Origin of the sequence: Sphaerisporangium sp. B11E5 (assembly GCF_039871875.1) — a bacterium.
GTDB lineage: Bacteria > Actinomycetota > Actinomycetes > Streptosporangiales > Streptosporangiaceae > Sphaerisporangium.
This window is the reverse complement of sequence record NZ_JBDPMD010000053.1, coordinates 37,506-58,087: the sequence shown is the minus strand read 5'-3', so window position 1 is coordinate 58,087 and position 20,582 is coordinate 37,506. Positions and strand designations below refer to the sequence as shown.

General features: G+C 72.8%; 20 protein-coding genes. 9 read left to right on the top strand and 11 right to left on the bottom strand.

Annotation, left to right across the window (positions count from 1 at the left end):
• The first annotated feature begins 34 nt into the window (after positions 1-34).
• Positions 35-1,372 carry an AarF/ABC1/UbiB kinase family protein gene (locus tag ABGB17_RS32815; RefSeq protein ID WP_347637105.1) on the top strand — a complete coding sequence of 446 codons (1,338 nt, stop codon included), beginning with the start codon at positions 35-37 and terminating at the stop codon, positions 1,370-1,372.
• Between the two features lie 73 nt (positions 1,373-1,445).
• Here ABGB17_RS32815 and ABGB17_RS32810 read toward each other — a convergent pair whose 3' ends face one another.
• From ABGB17_RS32810 to ABGB17_RS32790, 5 genes are all read right to left on the bottom strand, one after another.
• Complete coding sequence (locus ABGB17_RS32810; RefSeq protein ID WP_347637103.1) at positions 1,446-1,640, bottom strand: hypothetical protein; 195 nt, start codon at positions 1,638-1,640, stop codon at positions 1,446-1,448.
• Positions 1,641-1,692: 52 nt separating this feature from the next.
• Positions 1,693-1,962 carry a WhiB family transcriptional regulator gene (locus tag ABGB17_RS32805; protein WP_347637101.1) on the bottom strand — a complete coding sequence of 90 codons (270 nt, stop codon included), beginning with the start codon at positions 1,960-1,962 and terminating at the stop codon, positions 1,693-1,695.
• Between the two features lie 126 nt (positions 1,963-2,088).
• Positions 2,089-2,433 carry a hypothetical protein gene (locus ABGB17_RS32800; RefSeq protein WP_347637099.1) on the bottom strand — a complete coding sequence of 115 codons (345 nt, stop codon included), beginning with the start codon at positions 2,431-2,433 and terminating at the stop codon, positions 2,089-2,091.
• 108 nt (positions 2,434-2,541) lie between these two features.
• The gene (locus tag ABGB17_RS32795; RefSeq protein WP_347637098.1) at positions 2,542-3,423 is read right to left on the bottom strand and encodes an acyl-CoA thioesterase II; all 882 of its coding nucleotides are present in this window, start codon (positions 3,421-3,423) and stop codon (positions 2,542-2,544) included.
• Positions 3,420-5,477 carry an ATP-dependent DNA helicase UvrD2 gene (locus ABGB17_RS32790; RefSeq protein WP_347637096.1) on the bottom strand — a complete coding sequence of 686 codons (2,058 nt, stop codon included), beginning with the start codon at positions 5,475-5,477 and terminating at the stop codon, positions 3,420-3,422. The genes ABGB17_RS32795 and ABGB17_RS32790 overlap by 4 nt, the downstream gene beginning before the upstream one ends.
• A gap of 139 nt (positions 5,478-5,616) precedes the next feature.
• Here ABGB17_RS32790 and ABGB17_RS32785 point away from each other — a divergent pair, with 139 nt between their 5' ends.
• On the top strand, positions 5,617-6,612 hold the full coding sequence (locus ABGB17_RS32785) for an alpha/beta hydrolase (RefSeq protein WP_347637094.1): 996 nt from the start codon (positions 5,617-5,619) through the stop codon (positions 6,610-6,612).
• 77 nt (positions 6,613-6,689) lie between these two features.
• A complete protein-coding gene (locus ABGB17_RS32780) occupies positions 6,690-6,929 on the top strand; it encodes a mycoredoxin (RefSeq protein WP_347637092.1) in 240 nt (79 codons plus the stop codon).
• A 68-nt stretch (positions 6,930-6,997) separates the two neighbouring features.
• Here the strand turns inward: ABGB17_RS32780 and nudC are convergent, their stop codons facing one another.
• Positions 6,998-7,978 carry an NAD(+) diphosphatase gene (nudC, locus tag ABGB17_RS32775; RefSeq protein ID WP_347637090.1) on the bottom strand — a complete coding sequence of 327 codons (981 nt, stop codon included), beginning with the start codon at positions 7,976-7,978 and terminating at the stop codon, positions 6,998-7,000.
• Between the two features lie 236 nt (positions 7,979-8,214).
• Here nudC and ABGB17_RS32770 point away from each other — a divergent pair, with 236 nt between their 5' ends.
• The 4 genes from ABGB17_RS32770 to ABGB17_RS32755 are packed head-to-tail and all read left to right on the top strand — an operon-like array spanning position 8,215 to position 13,947.
• On the top strand, positions 8,215-9,513 hold the full coding sequence (locus tag ABGB17_RS32770) for a siderophore biosynthesis protein (RefSeq protein WP_347637088.1): 1,299 nt from the start codon (positions 8,215-8,217) through the stop codon (positions 9,511-9,513).
• Positions 9,510-11,075, top strand: coding sequence for an IucA/IucC family protein (locus tag ABGB17_RS32765; RefSeq protein WP_347637086.1), 1,566 nt, complete (start codon positions 9,510-9,512; stop codon positions 11,073-11,075). Before ABGB17_RS32770 ends, ABGB17_RS32765 begins: the two co-directional genes overlap by 4 nt.
• On the top strand, positions 11,072-12,820 hold the full coding sequence (locus tag ABGB17_RS32760) for an IucA/IucC family protein (RefSeq protein WP_347637084.1): 1,749 nt from the start codon (positions 11,072-11,074) through the stop codon (positions 12,818-12,820). Before ABGB17_RS32765 ends, ABGB17_RS32760 begins: the two co-directional genes overlap by 4 nt.
• Positions 12,817-13,947, top strand: coding sequence for an alanine racemase (locus ABGB17_RS32755; protein WP_347637082.1), 1,131 nt, complete (start codon positions 12,817-12,819; stop codon positions 13,945-13,947). Before ABGB17_RS32760 ends, ABGB17_RS32755 begins: the two co-directional genes overlap by 4 nt.
• 22 nt (positions 13,948-13,969) lie before the next feature.
• Here ABGB17_RS32755 and ABGB17_RS32750 read toward each other — a convergent pair whose 3' ends face one another.
• Together ABGB17_RS32750 and ABGB17_RS32745 are read right to left on the bottom strand one after the other, a co-directional pair.
• The gene (locus ABGB17_RS32750; protein ID WP_347637080.1) at positions 13,970-15,076 is read right to left on the bottom strand and encodes an FAD-dependent oxidoreductase; all 1,107 of its coding nucleotides are present in this window, start codon (positions 15,074-15,076) and stop codon (positions 13,970-13,972) included.
• Positions 15,077-15,128: 52 nt separating this feature from the next.
• A complete protein-coding gene (locus ABGB17_RS32745) occupies positions 15,129-15,650 on the bottom strand; it encodes a hemerythrin domain-containing protein (protein WP_347637078.1) in 522 nt (173 codons plus the stop codon).
• Positions 15,651-15,747: 97 nt separating this feature from the next.
• Here ABGB17_RS32745 and ABGB17_RS32740 point away from each other — a divergent pair, with 97 nt between their 5' ends.
• Complete coding sequence (locus ABGB17_RS32740) at positions 15,748-16,212, top strand: MarR family winged helix-turn-helix transcriptional regulator (protein ID WP_347637076.1); 465 nt, start codon at positions 15,748-15,750, stop codon at positions 16,210-16,212.
• Here the strand turns inward: ABGB17_RS32740 and ABGB17_RS32735 are convergent, their stop codons facing one another.
• On the bottom strand, positions 16,213-17,457 hold the full coding sequence (locus ABGB17_RS32735) for a sigma-70 family RNA polymerase sigma factor (RefSeq protein ID WP_347637107.1): 1,245 nt from the start codon (positions 17,455-17,457) through the stop codon (positions 16,213-16,215).
• 23 nt (positions 17,458-17,480) lie between these two features.
• Entirely contained in the window at positions 17,481-17,882 is a 402-nt protein-coding gene (locus ABGB17_RS32730) for a YciI family protein (protein ID WP_347637074.1), read from the bottom strand.
• Between the two features lie 352 nt (positions 17,883-18,234).
• On the opposite strand from ABGB17_RS32730, the gene ABGB17_RS32725 reads away from it, so the two are divergent.
• Complete coding sequence (locus ABGB17_RS32725) at positions 18,235-19,878, top strand: sulfatase (RefSeq protein ID WP_347637072.1); 1,644 nt, start codon at positions 18,235-18,237, stop codon at positions 19,876-19,878.
• Between the two features lie 122 nt (positions 19,879-20,000).
• On the opposite strand, the gene ABGB17_RS32720 is transcribed toward ABGB17_RS32725, so the two are convergent.
• Complete coding sequence (locus ABGB17_RS32720; RefSeq protein ID WP_347637070.1) at positions 20,001-20,546, bottom strand: DUF3800 domain-containing protein; 546 nt, start codon at positions 20,544-20,546, stop codon at positions 20,001-20,003.
• Positions 20,547-20,582 lie beyond the last annotated feature (36 nt).

The following is a 20,582-nucleotide window of genomic DNA, read 5'->3' as shown; positions in this document are numbered from 1 at the left end:
GTGGGGGGGTGGGGTGGGCGTTAACAATGGGTGGGTGAGTGAGTTTCCTCGGAATGCTGTGGCGCGTTCTGCGAAGCTGGCGACGTTGCCGATCGGGTTTGCCGGGCGGGCTGCGCTTGGGGTGGGGAAGAGGATCGGGGGGAAGTCGGCCGAGGTCGTCACGCAGGAGATACAGCAGCGGACCTCTGAGCAGGTGTTCAAGGTGCTCGGGGAGCTCAAGGGCGGGGCGATGAAGATCGGGCAGGCTTTGTCGATCTTTGAGGCGGCGTTGCCGCCGGAGATCGTGGGGCCTTACCGGGCGGCGTTGACGAAGCTTCAGGACGCGGCGCCGCCGTTGCCGGCCGGTACGGTGCACGCGGTGCTGAGTGAGCAGCTCGGGGACGACTGGCGGGAGAACTTCCTGGCGTTCGAGGACGCGCCGACGGCGGCGGCGTCGATCGGGCAGGTGCACAAGGCGGTCTGGCACGACGGGCGGCAGGTCGCCGTGAAGATCCAGTATCCGGGGGCGGGGAAGGCGCTGCTCAGCGACTTCAACCAGCTCGCGCGGCTCGGCAAGCTCTTCGGGGTGCTGCTGCCGGGGCTGGACATCAACGCGCTGATCGGTGAGCTGCGGGAGCGGGTCGCCGAGGAGCTCGACTACCTCAAGGAGGCGCAGGCGCAGCACGGGTTCGCCGTGGCGTACCGGGACGACCCGGACTTCAAGGTGCCGGAGGTCATCGCGGCGAACGAGCAGATCCTGGTGACCGAGTGGATCGACGGCACACCGCTGTCGCGGATCATCGCCTCGGGCACCAAGGAGGAACGGGACCGGGCGGGCCTGCTGTTCGTCCGTTTTCTGTTCAGTTCACCGTCCCGCGCGGGCCTGCTGCACGCCGACCCGCACCCGGGGAACTTCCGCGTCCTGCCGGACGGACGGCTCGGGGTGCTGGACTTCGGCGCGGTCAACCGCATGCCGGGCGGCTACCCGGAGGTGTTCGGCACGCTGACGCGGATCTTCAACCAGGGCGACATGGACGCGGTGGTGCGGGGCCTGCGTGACGAGGGTTTCATCCGCCCGCATATCGAGATCGACCCCGAGGCGCTGCGCGCGTTCCTCACCCCGTACGTCGAGCCGACCCGGGTCGAGGAGTTCACCTTCAGCCGCGAGTGGCTGCAGCGGCAGGCCGCCTCGGTGACCGACCTGCGCCCGACCAACGTCGTGCGCCAGCTCAACCTGCCGCCGTCCTACGCCCTGATCAACCGGGTGCACATCGCCGGTATCGGCGTGTTGTGCCAGCTCGGCACCACGGCCCGTTTTCGCGACGAGGTGATCCGCTGGGTGCCGGGGTTCGCCGACGACAATCCCGGGGAACCGGCTCTGGCCACCACCTGAGCGCAAAAGAAAAGGGGCGGCCCCTCGGAGGGGCCGCCCTTTCTTGTCGTGCCGGGACGGGTGGTCCGGTCCGTCAGCCGAGTCGCGCGATGGCGTGCCGGAGCCGGGCGGAGGCGCGTTCGGCCTGCCTGCGGGCCCGCTGTACTCGCTGAAGACCGGAGACCAGGCGTTGGTGCTCGGCCTCCCGGTGGAGCGTCCGTATTCGGTCGCGCACCAGTTCTTCATGAATAAAGGGTGTGTCGACGTTCCAGGTCGGCAGGAAGCTCATCGGAATCGGGTCCTTTCCAAGGCGCCGGTGTGGCGAACGAGAAGGTGGGTGGTCAGGCCGCGACGGGGGTCTTACGCGGACGCCCCCGGGGCCGCTTCTTGGGGACGACGACTCCCCTCAGGACGAGCTCGCCGCCCCAGACGCCCCATGGCTCCTCGCGCTCCAGCGCGCGGGCCAGGCAGGCCTTCTGGATGGGGCACCCTCCGCAGAGGGCCTTCGCGAACTCGACGTCGTCGGGGGACTCGGCGAACCACAGGTCGGGATCGGTACGACACGGGATATCGGCTTCGTCGACCAGGTCCATGGTCGTCCAAACCGCCATCTGCGTCACCTTTCTATGTCTGGCGTGATCTGGGTGGTTACCTCGTGGCGGTGATCGGCGGCGGTACATCAAAAAGGCCGCGGATCCCGGTGCGGATCCGCGGCCTGAAGGCTGTTTTTTACCCGGTCAGGTTATGACCGGGTGCCTCCAGGGTGGCGGACCCTGCACCACGCCATAGGCGGTGCTCGTGGTCTGCGGGTCGACGACCGGCCCGCGGCCGAAGGCGGCCGGGTGGTCGAGGACCAGGTCGGTGGTGTTGCGGCGGGCGACGCCCTGTCCCAGGCAGGCCTGGATCGGGGCAGTCTTCTCCTGGCGGAGTTTGGCGGCGCCATCGGCGGTGATGCCGGGGGTGCCTTGCCAAGCGGTCGGCGCGATGACGGCCCGCATGCCGGTGACGACGGCGGAGTCAGCGCAGGAGGAGGCGAACCACGGCGTGGCGGTCCTCATGATGTTGATCTCCACTGTGGTCACCTCCCTCTCAGGTTCGTCGCGATGGCCGGACACGGTTCTCCGAACCGGCTTGTGCAAGACTCTAAACGCGGACCGGGGACCCCGGCAACATATTTTCTACCTGCGATTTCACGTTTTCGATACACGAATCATGACCTCTTGTACGACCGATACCGCGAGCTCTCCGGATGGGGTGAACATCTGGCCACGGGCGAGCCCGCGGGCCCCGCCCGACCATGGCGACTCCTGGGCGTACAGCACCCAGTCGTCCACCCGAAGCGGCCGGTGGAACCACATGGCGTGGTCCAGGGAGGCCCCGGTCATGTTGGTGGCCCCCCACGCGAGCCCGTTGGCGAGCAGCACGGTGTCCACGAGCGTGTAGTCGGAGGCGTACGCGGCGAGCACCACGTGCAGGATGGGGTCGTCGGGCAGGTCGGCGTCGTAGCGGAACCACACCTGCGTCTGCGAGCTGCGCAGCGAGGGGTCGGCGACGGCCTCCCAGGTGAGGGGTGTGACGTACCGCGAGTCGACCGGGCGGGGACGTGACAGCCACTCACGCCACGGCTCCTCGTCGCCCACGGCGGCGCGCATGCGGTCCTGCCACAGCGGCAGCGTCTCGGGCGCCGGCACGTCGGGCATGACGGCCGCCTGGTGGGAGACGCCTTCCTCGGGGATGTGGAAGGACGCCGACATCGTGAAGATCGCCTTGCCGTGCTGGATGGCGGTGACCCTGCGGGTGGTGAACGACCGCCCGTCCCTGACGCGCTCGACGTTGTAGACGATCGGGATGGCCGGGTCGCCGGGCCGGATGAAGTAGGCGTGCAAGGAGTGGACCGACCGGGCCACCGGGTCGGACGGCACCGTGCGCCCGGCCGCGACCAGCGCCTGCGCCGCCACCTGCCCGCCGAAGACCCTCTGGATGCGCTCCTCCGGGCTGCGTCCCCGGAAGATGTCGTTCTCGATCTGTTCCAGGTCGAGCAGGTCGAGAACCTCCTTGAGCGCCTCGTTCACGTAATTTCTCCTCCGCGGCAGATATTGAGCACGGCTTCGCCGTATCGCTCTAGTTTGACCCGCCCGATGCCCGCGATGGCGAGCAGGTCGTCCTCGGAGGTGGGCACACGCTCGGCGAGGGCCTGGAGGGTGACGTCGGTGAAGACCACGTAGGCCGGCACCTTGGCCTCCTTGGCGGCCGAGGCGCGCCAGTCCTTGAGCCGCCCGAGCAGCTCCACGTCGAAGTCGGCCGGGCAGGTGGCGCAGCGGCCGAGCTTCTGCTCGGTGGCGGCGGTGAGCGTCTTGGCGCAGACCCGGCAGTGGATGGTCGTGGCGTGCCGGGACGGCACGGCGGCGCGCTCGCGGGGGACGGCCGGCCGCGCGGGGGCGACGCCGGTGAGGCCGTCAAGGAAGCGGGACGGGCGCCGGGCCTTGCGTCCGCCGGGCGACCGGGCGAGGGCCCACGACAGGTGGAGGTGGGCGCGGGCCCGGGTGATGCCGACGTACAGCAGGCGCCGCTCCTCCTCGATCTGCTCGGGGCTCTCGGCGTAGATGATCGGCAGCATGCCCTCGGTGAGCCCGACGAGGAACACGGCGTCCCATTCGAGGCCCTTGGCGGCGTGCAGCGACGCCAGGGTGACGCCGTCGATGGGCGGGGCGTGCTGCTCGGTGGCGCGGCGTTCCAGCTCGGCGACGAAGCGCGGCAGATCGCCGCCCTCGGCCGCGATGTCCTCGGCGAGGTCGGCGAGCGCCCGCAGCGACTCCCACTTCTCGCGGGCGGTGCCGCCGCCCGGCGGCTCCGGGGTGAGCCCGATGCCGCCGAGGATGTCGTGCACGACCTGGGCGAGCGGCTGCTCCTGGTTGGCGGAGCGGGCCGCGCCGCGCAGCAGCACCACGGCGTGACGCACCTCGGGCCGCTCGAAGAACCGCTCGGCGCCGCGCAGCAGGTACGGCACGCCGGCCTTCGCGAACGCCTGCTCGTACGCCTCGGACTGGGCGTTCACCCGGTACAGCACGGCGATCTCGCGGCTCGGCACGCCGCGCGAGATCAGCTCCTTGGCCCTCCGGGCCACCAGGACGGCCTCGGCGGCCTCGTCCTCGCACTCGGCGAACACCGGCTTCGGGCCCTCGGGGCGCTGGGCGACCAGCTCCATGCGGTGCGGGGCGCGCGAGCGGGCGAGCACGCGGTTGGCGAGGTCCACCACCTGCGGGGTGGAACGGTAGTCGCGCACCAGCTTGATCACGGTGGCGGACGGGTGCTCGACGGCGAAGTTGGTGAGGTAGCGCGGGGTGGCGCCGCTGAACGAGTAGATCGTCTGGTTGGGGTCGCCGACCACGCACAGGTCGTCCCGCCCGCCGAGCCAGGTGTCGAGCAGCAGCTTCTGCAGCGGGTTGACGTCCTGGTACTCGTCCACGACGAAGTAGCGGTACTGCTGGCGGACCTGCGCGCCCACCTCGCGGTGCTCGCTGATGACGGCGGCGGTGAGCTCCAGGATGGTCTCGAAGTCGACCAGGTGGCGCTCGCGCCGCAGCGTCTCGTAGGCGTCGAACAGGTGAGCCACCTCGTCCGGCGCGATCGGCGGCGTGCGGCCGGCCTTCGCGGCGGCGGCCGGGTAGTCCTCGGGGGCGATCTGGGTGACCTTGGCCCACTCGATCTCGGCGGCGACGTCGCGGAGCTCGGCGCGCTCGGTGCCGCGGCGCAGCACGCGGGCGGCCTCGATGAGCACCGGCAGCTTGGACTCGATCACCCGGGGCGGGTCGCCGCCGATGACGCGCGGCCAGAAGTAGGTGAGCTGGCGCAGCGCCGCGGCGTGGAAGGTGCGGGCCTGCACGCCGTGCGCGCCGAGCACCCGCAGCCGCTGCTTGAGCTCACCGGCGGCACGTGTGGTGAAGGTCACAGCGAGCACGCTCTGCGGGTCCGCGGCCCCGGTGCGTACGGCGTGGGCGATGCGATGGGTGATCGCCCTGGTCTTGCCGGTGCCGGCCCCGGCCAGGACGCACACGGGACCCCGGACGGCCTCGGCCACCTGACGCTGTTCCGGGTCGAGATCCGCGAGGGCGTCGTCGTGCTCCAAGTCGCCTCCTGGCATCCGATCGGGGCAGGTGTGCCATCATCCTTCCAGTAGCACGCGTCACACGTCGCATCAGGCGTGCGCAACGAAGGCGTTTTGCCCCACAATGGGGGACCATGATGGCGGGGAAGGAAAAAGCGCAGTGAGAAGACCGGTGACCCTGGGAGCCCTCGCTCTGGCCGCCGCCCTCCTCATCCCGGCGTACGCGACGCCCGCGATGGCGCAGCTGGCGCCGACGCCCACCCCGAGCCCGAGCGTGAACGCGGCGCCCCCGCCGGACGCTCTCGCCTCGACGATCGTGCAGACCTTCTCGTACGGCAAGCACCGCCGCCAGCGCATGGACGTGTGGTGGCAGCCGGACGGCGCCCGCCGTCCCGCCGTGTTCCTGCTGCACGGCGGCTGGTGGAGCGGCGGGGACAAGAGGTACATGACCGCGGTCAGCGAGTCGTACGCCGCGCTGGGCTACACCGTCTTCAACCTCAACTACCGGCTGTCCACGGACGCCGCGTGGCCCGCGCAGCGCACCGACGCGCTGGACGCCATCGCCACCGCGCGCCGGCACGCCGAGCGGTTCTCCTTCGACCCGAACCGGTACGTCGTCATGGGGTTCTCCGCGGGCGGCCACATCGCGACGGCCGTCGGCACCTACCGCGACGGCCTGCCGGGCCTGCGCGGCGTGGTCGGCATCTCGCCGGTGGTCTCCCCGCTCACGGCGTACTCCGACGGCGACGAGGGCGCCACCCACGAGCAGCGCAAGCTGCGCCAGGCCGCCATCGCGCTCGCCGGCGGCTGCCGGCCCACCGGGGCCTGCGCCAAGGTGTGGTCGAGCATGGAGGTGCCGTGGCACGCCAGCGCGCACGACGCCCCGGTGATGAGCGTGCACTCCGCCGACGAGTTCGTCCCCGCGTACCACAGCGAGCTGCTGAAGGAGCAGCTCAACCAGGTGGGCGTGGCGATGAACGTCCGCGTCGTCCCCGGCGTCTTCCACAGCTCCCCGCTGTACCGCGAGCCGGGTGTGGCCGAGGCCGTGCAGGACTGGGTGGCGGCCAAGGTGGCCGCGCCGATGCGGGCGACGCCGCAGAAGCAGACCACGGCGGCGCGACCGGCGCCTGCCCTGCACAAGGTCCAGCCCCGCTGACCCGGGGAACACCGGCGCGGGCGGCGATGTTTCCTGTTGGTGCCAACGGTGCTCAGCGTGAAGGGAACGGTCACCCCATGGCCCTCAAGGTGTACACCACGAGCTGGTGCGGTCCCTGCAAGCGGCTGAAGAGCCAGCTCACCAGGGAAGGCATCGCCTACGACGAGATCGACATCGAGGCCGACGACGAGGCCGCCCGGTTCGTGATGAGCGTCAACGGCGGCAACCAGGTGGTACCGACCGTCGTGCTCCCCGACGGCAGCGCGCTGACCAATCCGTCGGTCATCCAGCTCAAGGCCAGGCTCGCGCGCGTGTGACGCCCCCTTCGGCCGACGCCCTGGGAGCCGGTCTCACCGGCCCCGGGGCTCGTCGCGCACGGCCGGCGTCACCAGTCGCCGGAGAGGTAGGAGCCGTACCACGTCTCGATGAGGCGGCGGGCGATGGAGACACCCGGGGGGAGCCTGATGTCGCCGTTCTCGACGGCGGCGCCGAGCTCGGTGCGGGTGAGCCAGCGGGCTTCCGCGATCTCCTGGGAGTCGAGGACCAGCTCGGTGGAGGTGGCCTCGGCGAAGAAGCCGAGCATCAGGCTGCGGGGGAACGGCCACGGCTGGCTGCCGAGGTAACGGGGGGCCGTGACGGTGACGCCGACCTCCTCCAGCACCTCGCGGGCGACGGCCTGCTCCAGGGACTCGCCCGGCTCCACGAAACCCGCGAGCACCGAGAACCGTCCTTCCGGCCACTGAGGGCCGCGGGCCAGCAGGCAGCGGTCGGCGCCGTCGTGCACCAGCATGATCACGGCCGGGTCCACCCGGGGGAAGTGCTGGCTGCCGTCGTCGGGGCAGACCCGCATGTGGCCGCCCGCGACGACGGTGGTGCGGGCGCCGCAGCGGGGGCAGTGCTCGTGGCCGGAGTGCCACGCCTCCAGCGCGACCGCGTTGACGAGCAGCCCGGCGTCCCGGTCGCCGAGCGCGGCGCCGGCCTTGCGCAGTCCTTCGGCGGCGATGTCCGCCCAGTCGGGGACGTCCTGGACGGCCCCGGCGACCTCGGTGCCCTGGGGCAGCGGGAGACCGGTGGGCAGCGGGGTGGTGACCGCGACCGCGAAGTAGGTGACGCCGTCGGCGTCCACGCCGAGCAGGTAACGCTCGCCGGGCGGGGCCTGGAGCGGGGACAGGAAGACCAGCTCGGCGGTGCCGTTCTGCCGCCGCACCAAGGTGTGGCCGTCGCCGATGAGCAGCACGCGGGTGGCGGGGTCGGCCCAGGCGGACTTCAGCCACGCCTCGTCGCTCCGGTGGTTCGAGGACCGGTCGACACCGCCTCTCGCCAGGAGCAGCGGCCCCAGCAACACCTCACCCCGCCGGTCATCCACGCGTGCCTCCTCCCACCCGAGTGACCATCTTATGCCGCCGCCCGGCGCCGCCCTCCGGGTGCCCGGGGGCGGGAGTGCGCCCGGCGGTGCGGGGGTACTCGGGCCGCTGTCGCCGTGCAACACGGACATTTGCTGTGATTAGCATGTCCGGCAGCGGTGCGATCTAGAGGCGGCTACCATTCATCGGGTTGTTAGGTTAGCCTTACCTGCCTTAATCATCTCCGGGGGTGCCTCGCGTGCGGCTCTACCTCACGGCGCTCAACCCGACCGACTCGGTGACCGGTGGATTCCTGCCCGCGGCGCGGGCGCTCGGGTGTGAGGTCACTCTCCTCACCGACCAGCCGGAGCGGTACACCGATGTGGAGACGCTGCGGACGGACGTCCGCGACGCGCGTGCGGTGATCGACACCGTGGCGCGGCACCACCCGCCGGACGCGATCTTCTCGAACTCCGACCACATCCAGCCGGAGACCGCGCTCGCCGCCGCCTACTTCGGGCTGCCCGCCAAGGACTGGCGGGCCTGCCTGACCGCGAAGAACAAGTACCTCACCCGCCGCGCGCTCGCGGCGGCCGGGGTGGAGCGGGTGCGCACGGCACGCCTCACACCGGGCGAGCCGCCGCCCGGCGACCTGCCGTACCCCGTGGTGGTGAAGCCGCGCGAGGGGGTGGCCAGCGAGGACGTCGTGCTGGTGAGCGGGCCCGGGGAGCTGCGGCGGGTGACGGGCGGCATCTGGGAACGGCGGCCTGGCGCCACACTGGTCGCCGAGGAGTACCTGCGCGGGCCGCTGCACACCCTGGAGACACTCGGGGACGGCCGCGCCATCCGGGTGCTCGGGGGGTTCCGCACGACGCTCGGGCCGCTGCCGTACTTCGTGGAGGAGCGACTCGACTGGGACCCCGGGCCCGACGGGGACCACGGGCACCGCCGGGATCACGGGCAGGGCGGCGACACCGGGCGGGCCGACGACACCAGACGGGCCGACGAAACCAGACGGGCCGACGACACCAGACGGGCCGACGAAACCAGACGGGCCGACGAAACCCGGCGGGGCGGGGACGCCGGGCATGTGCTGCGGGCCCTCGCGGCGGTGGGGGCCGGGTTCGGGGCCTGTCATGTCGAGTATGTGCGTACCGAGCAGGGGCCGCGGATCGTCGAGATCAACTACCGGCTGATCGGTGACACCTGTGACTTCCTGCTCGCCGAGATCCTCGGGGTGCCGCTGTTCGAGTACGTGCTGCGGGTGCATCTCGGGGAGCCCGTGCCCGCCGTGCCGCAGGCCGTGGGGCACGGTGCCGCGGTGAGTCTGGTCGCCGCGCGGGGCGGGGTGATCACCCGTTCGCCGGGGGACGTGGCGGAGACGATCGGCGCGGCCCGGCTGCGGCACCGTCCGCTGCGGGCCGCCGGGGACAAGGTGGAGCTGACCAACACCAACCGCGACTACCTCGGCGTGGTCCGGGCCGTCGGGCCGGACCGGGCCGCGGTGGACCACGCCATCGACGCCTTCCGTGCCCGCGCCCCGTGGGTGGTGGAGTGACCCCCGTCGCGCCGCCCGTCGCCAACGAGCTCGCGGGCCGCGTGCTGGACGCCCTGCTGCGTGAGGACTACGGCGGGCTGGCCGCCCGGGTGACGCGGTCCAAGGACGGCGTGCTGCTCGTGCTGCCCTCCGGGCGCCCGGTGCGGCTCGGGCCCGGCGGGTTGTTCCAGGACTTCGCGGTGCCGCCCGGCGCGGCCCCGCCGCTCTCCGAGGTGCTCGACGCGGTGGCCGGGATCGCCGGGCCGGACGGCGCGGACCGGGCCGCCGCGTTCGCCGAGGAGTGCAGGGCCGCCGGACGGGCCCGGGATCTGCACGAGGAACGCCGCGACGGGGTGCTGGCCCGCCTGCGGGCCGAGGGGCCGGACACGCTCATCGCCCGCGAGACGCTGGCGGCGTTCCTCGACCACCCGGTGCACCCCACCTCGCGGGCCCGGCCGGGTCTGACGGACGAGCAGCTCACCGCGTACGCCCCGGAGTTCGCGCCGAGCTTCCCGCTGCGCTGGGCGGCCGTGCCGCGTGACCGGGTCACCGCACGCGGCGCGGAGCCGCCCTGGTGGCCGGAGCCGGGCCTGTTCCCGGTGCACCCGCTGGCGCTGCCCGAGGTGCGGCGCGTCCCGGGGGTGGAGATCAGGGAGGTGGCGCCGCCGGTCACCGTGCGGCCCACGCTGTCGATGCGGACGGTCGAGGTCGGCCCGCGCACCCATCTCAAGCTGCCGCTGCCCACCAGCACGCTCGGGGCGCGCAACCGCAGGTCCATCAAGCCGGGCACGCTGGCGGACGGCGCGCGGGCCGAGGTGCTGCTGCGCGAGGTGCTGGCCCGCGAGCCCGGCCTGCCGGTGCTGGTGGCAGGCGAGCAGACGTACGCGGAGGGCGGGCACGAGTACCTCGCGTGGATGCTGCGGCGGCTGCCCGAGGGCGAGATCGTGCCGGTCGCGTCGCTGCTCGCGCCGTCCCCCGGCGACGGGCCCCGGGTGCTTGACGAGGTGGCGGCCCGGTACCGGGGCGGGGACGTGCGGGGGCTGCTCGCCGACTACCTGCGGGTGCTGCTCAGGTGGAACGTCCTGCTGTTCGTGCGGTACGGCGTCGCGCTGGAGGCCCACCAGCAGAACCTCGCCCTGGTGTTCGGGCCGGACGGCGGGCCGCGGCTGCTGGTCAAGGACAACGACGGGTTGTTGTGCTCGCCGGACCGGCTGGCCGGGGCGGGCCTCGCGGTGCCGGAGTTCGCCGACCGGCGACTGACGGCCGGCGACCCGCACCGGCTCGCCGACGTGTTCGTCACCATCACGCTCCACCTGGCCGCCGCCGCGGTGGCGTTCGGCGCCGGCCACGGCGACCTGGTCGCCGAGACACTCGCCGAGGCGCTGGCCGAGCACGGCGACCACCCGATGGCCCGGCTGCTGCGGGCCCGCACCCTGGACGCGGCCCGGCTGGTCGGCAAGTCGATGGTCGGCGCGGGGACGCTGCTGGACCGCGCCCGGGTCGCCCCCGACGTCAACAAGCACTACGGCACGAGCGGCCCCAACTACCTGCGTCACCACCTGAACGGAGAGGCGGCCCGATGAGCGGCGTCGCGATCGACCCACCGGCGGGAGCGGCCGTCCACACGGCGCGGGGCACGGAGACCGGCCCCGCGCGGGACACCGGCTTCGCACGGGACGACGGGCCGGCGCGGAGCACCGGCTCACCGGATGCCGAGGCGGTCGCCGAGGAGACGGCGCTCGGGGCGTTGTTGCGGTGCTGCGTGCGGGAGGTGGCCGGACCGCGGGGCCAGGTGTGGGCGCAGGGGGTGCGCCTGACGCTCCGGCTGGGGGGACGGCTGATCCGGGTGCCCGCGTCGGGAGGGCTCGCGCTGCGCTTCGACGGCCCGCCGCTGCTGTGTGAGGACGGCGCGTGGCGGCGCCTCACGCTGGAACGGCTCGTCCGGCTGGTGCAGGAGGAGCTGAGCGCCCCGGCGGACGGGCCCGCCAACGACGAGTTCGCCGGGCAGGTGCTCGGCAGCCGGGCGGCGGTGGCGGCGGTCGTGCGGGGGCGGGCGGGGGCCGCGGCGCCGGAGGACGAGTGGCTGGCGTCGGAGCAGGCGCTGGTGTCCGGGCATCCGTTCCATCCCTCGCCGAAGGCGCGCGGCGGGCAGGGGTGGCTGCGGTACGCGCCGGAGACGCACGCGCGGTTCCCGTTGCGGCTGCTCGGGGTGCGGGACGACCTGGTGGCGTCCGGCGGGGACGCGTCCGCGCTGGACGGGCTCGGCGCCGCGCCGGCCGGGTACACCGCGCTGCCCGCCCACCCCTGGCAGCTCGGCCTGCTGCGGGAGGACCTGGCCGCCCCACTGGCGGACGGCCGCCTGGTGGATCTCGGCGAGACCGGCGCGCCCGCCGTGCCGACGTCCTCGGTGCGCACGGTGTACGAGCCGGGTGTCGACCGGTGCCTGAAGTTCAGCCTGGACGTGCGCATCACCAACTGCGTGCGCAAGAACGCGTGGTACGAACTGGTCGCGTCCGCCGAGCTGAGCGCCCGCCTCGAGCCGGTGTTCGCCGCCCTGGCGCTGGGTTTCCCCGGCACCCGCTGGCTGCCCGAGCCGGGGTGGCGCTCGGCGTCGCTCGGCACCCGCCTGCTGGAGGGCCTCGGCGTGATCGTCCGCGCGTCCCCCTGGCGGGTCGCCGGGCCGGGCGTCACGCCGGTGCTCGCCGGGGCGCTCGCGGCGCCGGGGCCGCTCGCCGGGCACGGGGCACGGACGAGGGCGGCGCTGCGGGCCATGCGCGCCGAGCCGCTGGCCTGGTGGGCGGCGTACGTGGACCGGGTGGCGCCGCCGGTGCTCGAGGCGTACCTGCGGCACGGCGTGGTGCTCGAACCGCACCTGCAGAACGTGCTGGCCGGCCTGGACGGCGACGGCATGCCGGCGCGGGCGGTGTTCCGCGACCTGGAGGGCACCAAGCTGGTGGCCGGGCGGCACGACCTGTCCGGGTTGCCCGGCCGGGTCGCCGCCGCGTGCACCTACGACGCCGCGCGCGGCTGGGACCGCGTGGTGTACTGCCTCATGGTGAACCATCTGCCCGAGATCGCCGCCACGGTGGCCGGCACCGCCGCAGGGGACGGCCCCGCCGCGGCCGGGCTGCTGCGGGAGTTGTGGGCGGTGGCCCACGCCCGGCTCGCGCGGTACGCCGGGGAGCGCCCGCCGCCGCGGCTGGCCCGTCTGCTGGCCGGGGCGCCGCTGCCGGCCAAGGCCAACCTGTCGGTGCGGTGGGCCCGCTCCGCCGACCGCGACGCCGTGTACGTCCCGGTGGCGAGCCCGTTCGCGGGGGTGGGGGCGTGATCCTGCCCGGGCGGGTGCGCGAGCGCGCCGAGGAACTGGCCGGTGACCTGCCTGCCTACGTGTACGACCTGGCGGCGCTGGACGCGCACGCGGCGGACGTCCGGCGGGCGCTGGCGGACGTCGAGGTGTACTACGCGGTCAAGGCCAACCCCGACCCGGCCCTGCTGCGCACCCTCGCCCCGCACGTGGACGGGTTCGAGGTGAGCTCCGGCGGAGAGGCCGCCCACGTGCGCGAGGTGCTGCCCGGGGCGCGGCTGGCGTTCGGCGGGCCGGGCAAGACCGACGCCGAGCTGGCCGTCCCCGTGCACCGCCTGCATGTGGAGAGCCCCGGGGAGTTGCGCCGCCTGATCGCCGCCGGGCGGCCGGCGGACGTGCTGCTGCGGGTCAACCTGGACGTCCCGGTGGACGGCGCGTCGCTGGCCATGGGGGGCGGCGCGACGCCGTTCGGCATGGACCCCGGCGGCATAGCCGAGTGCCTCGCGTCCCTGCGCGGGCAGGGGCACGTGCGGCCGCGCGGCTTCCACGCCCACCTGGCCAGCGGTCTGCACGCCCCGGAGCTGCTGCGCCTGGCGGGCGCCGTGGTGGAGTTCGCGCGGGAGCACGGGACGCACGGGGAGCACAGGGGGCACGGCGCCCGCGAGGTCAACGTCGGCGGCGGCATGGCGGTGCCGTACCGCCGGCCGGACGAGCGGTTCGACTGGGACGCCTACGGCAAGGGCCTCGCGGCGCTGCGCGCTCCCGGCGAGACGCTGCGCGTGGAGCCCGGCCGGGCGCTCACCGCGTACTGCGGCTGGTACCTCACCCGGGTGCTGGACGTGAAGCGTGTGCACGGCGAGGTGTTCGCCGTGGTCACCGGCGGCACCCACCACCTGCGCACCCCCGCCGCCAAGGGCCACGACCAGCCGTTCGCCGTGCTGCCCACCGGGAACGGCCGGGGCGCCGACGACGAGCCGGTGACCGTGGTGGGTCAGCTCTGCACGCCGAAGGACGTCTTCGCCCGCCGGGTCGTCACCACGGTGCGGCCGGGGGACGTCGTCGCGTTCGGCATGGCCGGCGCGTACGCCTGGACCATCTCCCACCACGACTTCCTGATGCACCCGAGGCCCGGCTTCCACTACCTGACGTGAGGAAGCCGGGCCACGGCCGTCGTCAGGCCGGTACGCCGAGGGTGCCGGCGATCTTGTCGATCATCAGGTCGCGGCCCTTGACCTCGGCGACGGTCTCGCTGTCCACGACGCCCTCCACGCCGGGGAACTGGCCCGCGCCGCGGCGCGAGCCGAGGGGCACCGCGATGGCCGGCGGGATCGGCACGTAGGGCTGCTCCTCGCCCTCGCCGGTGATGGCGACGCGGATGTTGGCCGCGACCACCTCGGCCTGCAGGTTGGCGTGCGCGGCCATGGGGCGGCTGCGGGCGACGATGTCGCCGACGGCGTACACGTCGCGCTGGCCCACGACGCGCAGCTCCGGGGTCACCTCGACACGGCCGTCGGGGGTGAGGGCCGCCGTCAGGTCGCCGGTCAGGTAGCCGGTGACGGGCCGGACGCCGTAGCAGCGGAACCAGATGTCGGCGGTGACCTCGCCGCCGTCGGCGGTGGCGAGGGTGAAGGTCTTGGCGATGCCGGGGTGCACCGGGGGCTCCTCGCTCAGCTTGCCGCCGAGCAGCAGCTCGATGCCCATCTCGTCGAGGTGGCGGCGCAGCGCGACGCGCAGCTCCGGCATGAAGGGGCCCGGGAGGATGTCGTCGCCGAGCTCGGCGATGGTGATGTGCTTGTCGGGCCAGACCTCCTTGATCTCCCCGGCAAGCTCGATGCCGACCGGTCCCGAGCCGAGCAGCAGCACCCGCTCGGCGGCGGCGAGGGCCTCGTGGGAGGTGCGGTACAGCTCGTGCGCGGCGTCGGTCTCCAGGAGGCCGGCCTTGCCGGGGAAGGGGTAGCGCGAGCCGGTGGCCAGCACGATGTGGTCGGCCGCGATCTCCTGTCCGGAGCCGAGCACCACCCGCCCGCTCTCCACGGCGACGGCGTGGTCGCGGATCACCTGGCCGTGGGTCAGCAGGTTGTCGTAGGGGAGGTAGACCTTGGTGAGCCACGACGGGTCCACCAGGGCGCGCAGGGCGGCGATGCTGTGCTCGAAGGACTCCTTGGGCTCGACCAGCACGACGTCGGCCACGTCGTCGAGCTTGCCGGCGACGGAGATGCCGCCGTACCCGCCGCCGATCACTGCCACCTTGGGCCTGCGCGGGGTCGCTGCGTTGCTCATATCGGATTCCCGTTCTGGGTGTTCATGCGGATTGGTGACGACGGACGGCCTGTCAGAACGGCCACCGGTGCCATCGCCGCAGCGTCGGGGCGATGGCCTCCTCCTCGAAGTCGAGGTGCGCGAGGAGGTGGTCGCTCAGGTCGGTGAGCGCCTCCACGAGGTCCCGCCGGGTCGCGGCGGACTCCCCCGCCTCGGTGAGGTGGACGGCCAGCGCCTCGATCCGGTCGAGGATGTCCGCCACCTTCTGGTGGTCGGACTCCAGCCGGTCCACGGTCGCGGACAGGCCCGGGTCGGCGCGGCGCAGCGCGGGGAACAGGGTGCTGCTCTCCAGGCTGTGGTGATGGTGGACGAAGTGGCAGTACCGCAGGCAGTTGACCTTGAGCTGCCACAGCGGGCCGTTGGTCTGCAGAGAGCGGACCGCGGCGCCGATTTCCCCCACCGGCGCGCCGGCGGCCGTCTGCTCGGCGAGCTGCCGTACGAACCGCAGGTCTCTGCGGATCATGTCGTGGATCCATCTCAGCTCGGCCAGCAGGTGTTCGCCGGGGGCCTCGTCCCCATGCCCGGTTTCCGTCATGTCGTGGAGGCTAGCATATAGTTGAAGCTCGTCAACTATTGAGGCTGACCGTTCATTGACCTAGGTCGGCGATTGGGCGGCTGGTATGGTATGGGACATGGCGCCAGGACCCACGCAGCAGCCGAGGACCACCGATCGGCTCGGGCTGCTGCTGGCACAGCACGGCGCGACGACCGGCACCCGCATCCGCGATGCCCTGATGGTCACCGGGCTCCCGCTGCGGCACGCGATCACGCTCATGCACCTCTCCGCGGGGCCCATGGGGCAGCAGTCGCTCATCGAGACCCTGGCCGTGGACCCCAGCGTGCTGGTGGCGATCCTGAACGACCTGGAGCGGGACGGGCTGGCCGAACGCCGCCGCGACCCGGCCGACCGGCGCCGTCACATCGTGGAGATCACCCCCAAGGGCGCCGAGACGATGACCGAGGTGGACGTGGCGTTCGCCAACGTCGAGAGCGAACTGTTCGGCGGCCTCGACGCCGAGGACCTCGCCCATCTGCGCCGCATCCTGGACCGCATCAAGGACACCACCGGCGACAACGCCTGCACCGGCGACGACTGACTACTCCGGGGTCCTCCGGGCCGGCCGGGCCGCGCGCATGATGAGGTACTCGTGTTCACGCACGCTCGTGGTACGGCTCGCCGCCTCGCGGTAGCCGGCGACGGCCGCCTGACGGTCGCCGGCCATCTCCAGCAGGTGCGCGCGGGCGGCGTGGAAGCGGTGGTTGCCCACGAGGCGGCCCTCCGCCTCCAGGGCCTTGAGCATGTCGAGGCCCGTCGCGGGGCCGTGCACCATCGCGGCGGCCACGGCGCGGTTGAGGGAGACCACCGGGTTGCCTGACATGCGTTCCAGCAGACCGTACAGCGCGAGGATCTGCGGCCAGTCGGTCGCCTCGGCCACCGGGGCCTCGTCGTGCAGCGCGGCGATCGCCGCCTGGAGCTGGTAAGGCCCGACGGCGCCGCGGGCGAGGGCGCCGGTGACCAGGGCGACACCCTCGGCGATGGCGGCGGAGTCCCACAGGCCACGGTCCTGCTCGTCGAGCGGGACCGGGGTGCCGTCGCGGGCGGTGCGCGCGGGGCGGCGGGCGTCGGTGAGCAGCATCAGCGCGAGCAGCCCGGCCACCTCGGGGTCGCCGGGGAGCTCGGCGCGCAGCACGCGGGCCAGCCGGATCGCCTCACGGGCCAGCTCCACACGGTGCAGCGCGGGGCCGGCGCTGACGACGTACCCCTCGTTGAAGATCAGGTAGAGCACGTGCAGCACGGACGCCAGCCGCTCCGCGCGCTCGCCGGGGCCTGGCATGCCGAACGGCACGCCGGAGGTCTTGATGCGCTGTTTGGCCCGGCTGATGCGCTGCGCCATGGTGGGCTCGGGCACGAGGAAGGCCCGCGCGATCTCGGCGGTGGTGAGACCGCCCACTGAACGCAGGGTGAGGGCGATGGCGGACGCCGGGGTCAGCGCGGGGTGACAGCTCAGGAACAACATGATCAGCGTGTCGTCGCGGTCCGCGGGGTCCGGCTCGTCGGCGGCGGGCGCTGCCGGGCGGTCCTCGGCGCTCACCCGTTCCTCGCGCAGGCGCCGCGCCTCGTCCCGGCGGATCTGCTCGATCATCCGCCGGTAGGCCACCTGGATCAGCCAGCCGCGTGGGTTGCCCGGCACGCCGTCGCGCGGCCACTGGCCCAGGGCGTCGAGCAGGGCCTCCTGCACGGCGTCCTCGGCGGCGGCGAAGTCGCCGGACCGGCGGGTGAGCACGCCGACGACCTGCGGCACCAGAGGGCGCAGCAGGTCGTCGAAGCGGGCGTCGTCCAGGGATCACCTCTCCATGAAGCGCGTCACGCCTGGTGCGGCGGCGCGGGGTCCATGATCTGCCGGAGCTCGATCGGTATGTTCAGGGGCTTGCCCTCCGGGCCCGGGGCCGCCGAGACGTACGCGGCGATCTCGACCGCGCGTTCCGGCGTCTCGACGTCGATGATCCAGTACCCGACGAGGAACTCCTTGGTCTCGGGGAACGGCCCGTCGGTGACGACCGGCCCCCCGCCGTCCCCACTACGGACGATCTTGGCCTGGCTCGGGTCGGCGAGCCCCTGATTGTCCACGAACTCCCCGTCCTCGACCAGCTTCCGGTTGGCGGCACTCATGAAGGCGATGTGCGCCCGCACCTCGTCCTCGGTCCAGGTGGTGATCGGCGGGAGCTGACTGGCGGCGCCGAACTGCATCAACATCATGTACTTCATCGTTCGCATCCTGACTTTCCGCGGGCGCCTGGGAGGCGCTTCTCACCAACAGGTAGAAGCAGGCCCCGGTCCTCTCGACATCCCAGCAGAATTCTTCTCAGGAAATCTCCGCGCCCCTCTGCGGCGCGGAGGCGCCGCGTCGGCCCGGTCCGGCACCCCTGAACCGGCCGCGTCCGCCGTCCGTACACCAGAGGGGTCGCCGTGGTCCCGCGCGTGACGGCCCCCGTCCGACCTCACACGGAAGGCTTCTGGTTTGACGTTCTTCACGAGCTTTCGCCGGCCGTCGTCCCCGGACCTCGCGGTGGACGGCGCGGCGAGCGGACCTCCGGCCCGGTCCCGCGGCCGGCGAGCCGTGAGAACGCTGACCACCGTCCTCGCCTTCGTCCTGGTGATGTTCGCCCTCGCCGCGCCGAACGCGCTCGCCGAGCTCACGCCGGGGGCGTTCCTGCGCGTGCCGGTGGAGGGGGTGCTCGGCGTCGCCGTCCTGCTGGTGCTCCCGTCGCGGGCGCGGCGGGTCGCGGCGGTGCTCGCCGGGGTGGTCCTCGGGCTGCTGGCCGTGCTGAAGGCCTTCGACATCGGCTTCTTCTCCGTGCTGGACCGGCCGTTCGACCCGCTGTACGACTGGGGGTTCGTGGCGGCCGGCGTGGAGTTCCTGGACAGCTCGGCGGGCCGCGCGGGCGCGATCGGGGCCGCGGTGGGCGCCGCCGTGCTCGCCGGCGCGGTCGTGGCCGCCATGGTCCTCTCCACCGTGCGCCTGACCCGCGTGGCCGTACGGCACGGCGCCGCGGCCACGGGCGGCGTCACGGTCCTCGGCGTCACGTGGCTGGTCTGCACGCTGGTCGGCGCGCAGATCGTGCCCGGCGTGCCGGTCGCCACCCTCGCGAGCGGCCGTCTGGCCGAGATCCGCGCGAGCCTGCTGGACCAGAAGACGTTCGCCGGCCAGATCGCCGACGACCCCTTCCACGGCGCCCCCGCCGACCGGTTGCTCACGGCCCTGCGCGGCAAGGACGTCGTGATCGCCTTCGTGGAGAGCTACGGCCGCTCCGCCGTCACCGACCCCCGCTACGCCGCCGGCGTCGGCGCCGTGCTCGCCGCCGGGACCCGCCGGCTGGACGCCGCCGGCTTCTCCTCCCGCAGCGCCTTCCTCACCTCGCCGACGACCGGCGGCGGAAGCTGGCTCGCCCACAGCACCCTGCTGTCCGGCCTGTGGGTGAACAGCCAGCAGCGCTACGACGCGCTCGTCAAGACCGGCCGCCTCACCCTGAACCGGGCCTTCCAGCAGGCCGGCTGGCGCACCGTCGGCGTCATGCCCGGCATCACCCGCGCCTGGCCGGAAGGCGAGTTCTTCGGCTACGACCACATCTACACGTCACAGAACCTCGGTTACCGCGGCCCCCGCTTCAACTGGGGCACCATGCCCGACCAGTACACCCTGAACACCTTCCAGCACACCGAACGCGCCAAGCCCGACCGCAAGCCGGTGATGGCCGAGATCCCCCTGGTCTCCAGCCACGCCCCCTGGGCCCCCGTCCCCCACCTCACCGACTGGCACCGGGTGGGCGACGGCTCCACCTTCAAGGCCACCGGCGACTCCCCGGAAACCGTCTGGCAGGACTCGAACCGCGTCCGCACCGAGTACCGCCGCGCCCCGAATATCCCTGAACACCCTGATCTCGTACGTGGAGACCTACGGCGACGACAACCTGGTCGTCATCTTCCTGGGCGACCACCAGCCGGCCCGCATCATCACCGGCGCGAACGCCGACCGCGACGTCCCCATCACCCTCATCGCCCGCGACCCCGCCGTGACGAACCAGATGGCCGGCTGGCACTGGCACCCCGGCCTCAACCCCGCCCCGGCCGCCCCGACGTGGCCCATGAACACCTTCCGCGACCACTTCCTCACCACCTTCAGCCCCGGCCTCCACCCCACCCCCCTGAGGGCCCACGCGGCCGGATGAACCACGCCACAAGGAAACGCTGCGTCACCAGATAAATACGATGTACGATGGCAAGTGCCGCCCCCTGCGAGGGGGAGAGGAAGTGAGCCCGGGTTTACTGCCGGAATTGACAGGACCCCGGGCTTCGCGCTGTTCGCCCTCTCAGCGGACACCGCGATCATGCACAACTCAGCCGCTCGACGACCAGCCCGTCCCCCATGATCTCCAGCAGGTCGTCCCGTCCGGCGACGATGTCGGCCAGCCACAGAAGTGGTTCCTGTCTCGGATCACCCCACGTCACATGCAACTCAGCCGGCAGCAATCGCTGCGCACGCATGGCGTTCACCATGTCCAGGTCCTCCCGGTTGCCCGCCGCGCCACGACTTTCCATGATCACCCTATGGACTCTCCGCCGCGCGAGCCGCCAGTAGAGCCGTTCCATGCACTTACGGCGGGCCCGCTTCTGTTTGGACATCGGCATCTCCGCCCCCACGACCGCGATCATGTCCAGCGACAACTCGGCGAGCGCGTACGCGATCTCCAGACGCCGCTTCGGCCCCTCGTCCCGCCAGCGCAAGCGCGGCTGCCTACCGATCAGCAAGCCGCGGAGCGCCGCCCGGTGCGCGCCGGCGGAGGAGGAAGGCACCAGGACGGCGGCCAACACGTAGATCCCGGCTTCTGGGCGCATGGATTCGTCAAGGTACGCACATGACCCACTGTTCACGACCAGTCACGCTAAGCCATCAAGCGTGGATCAGGC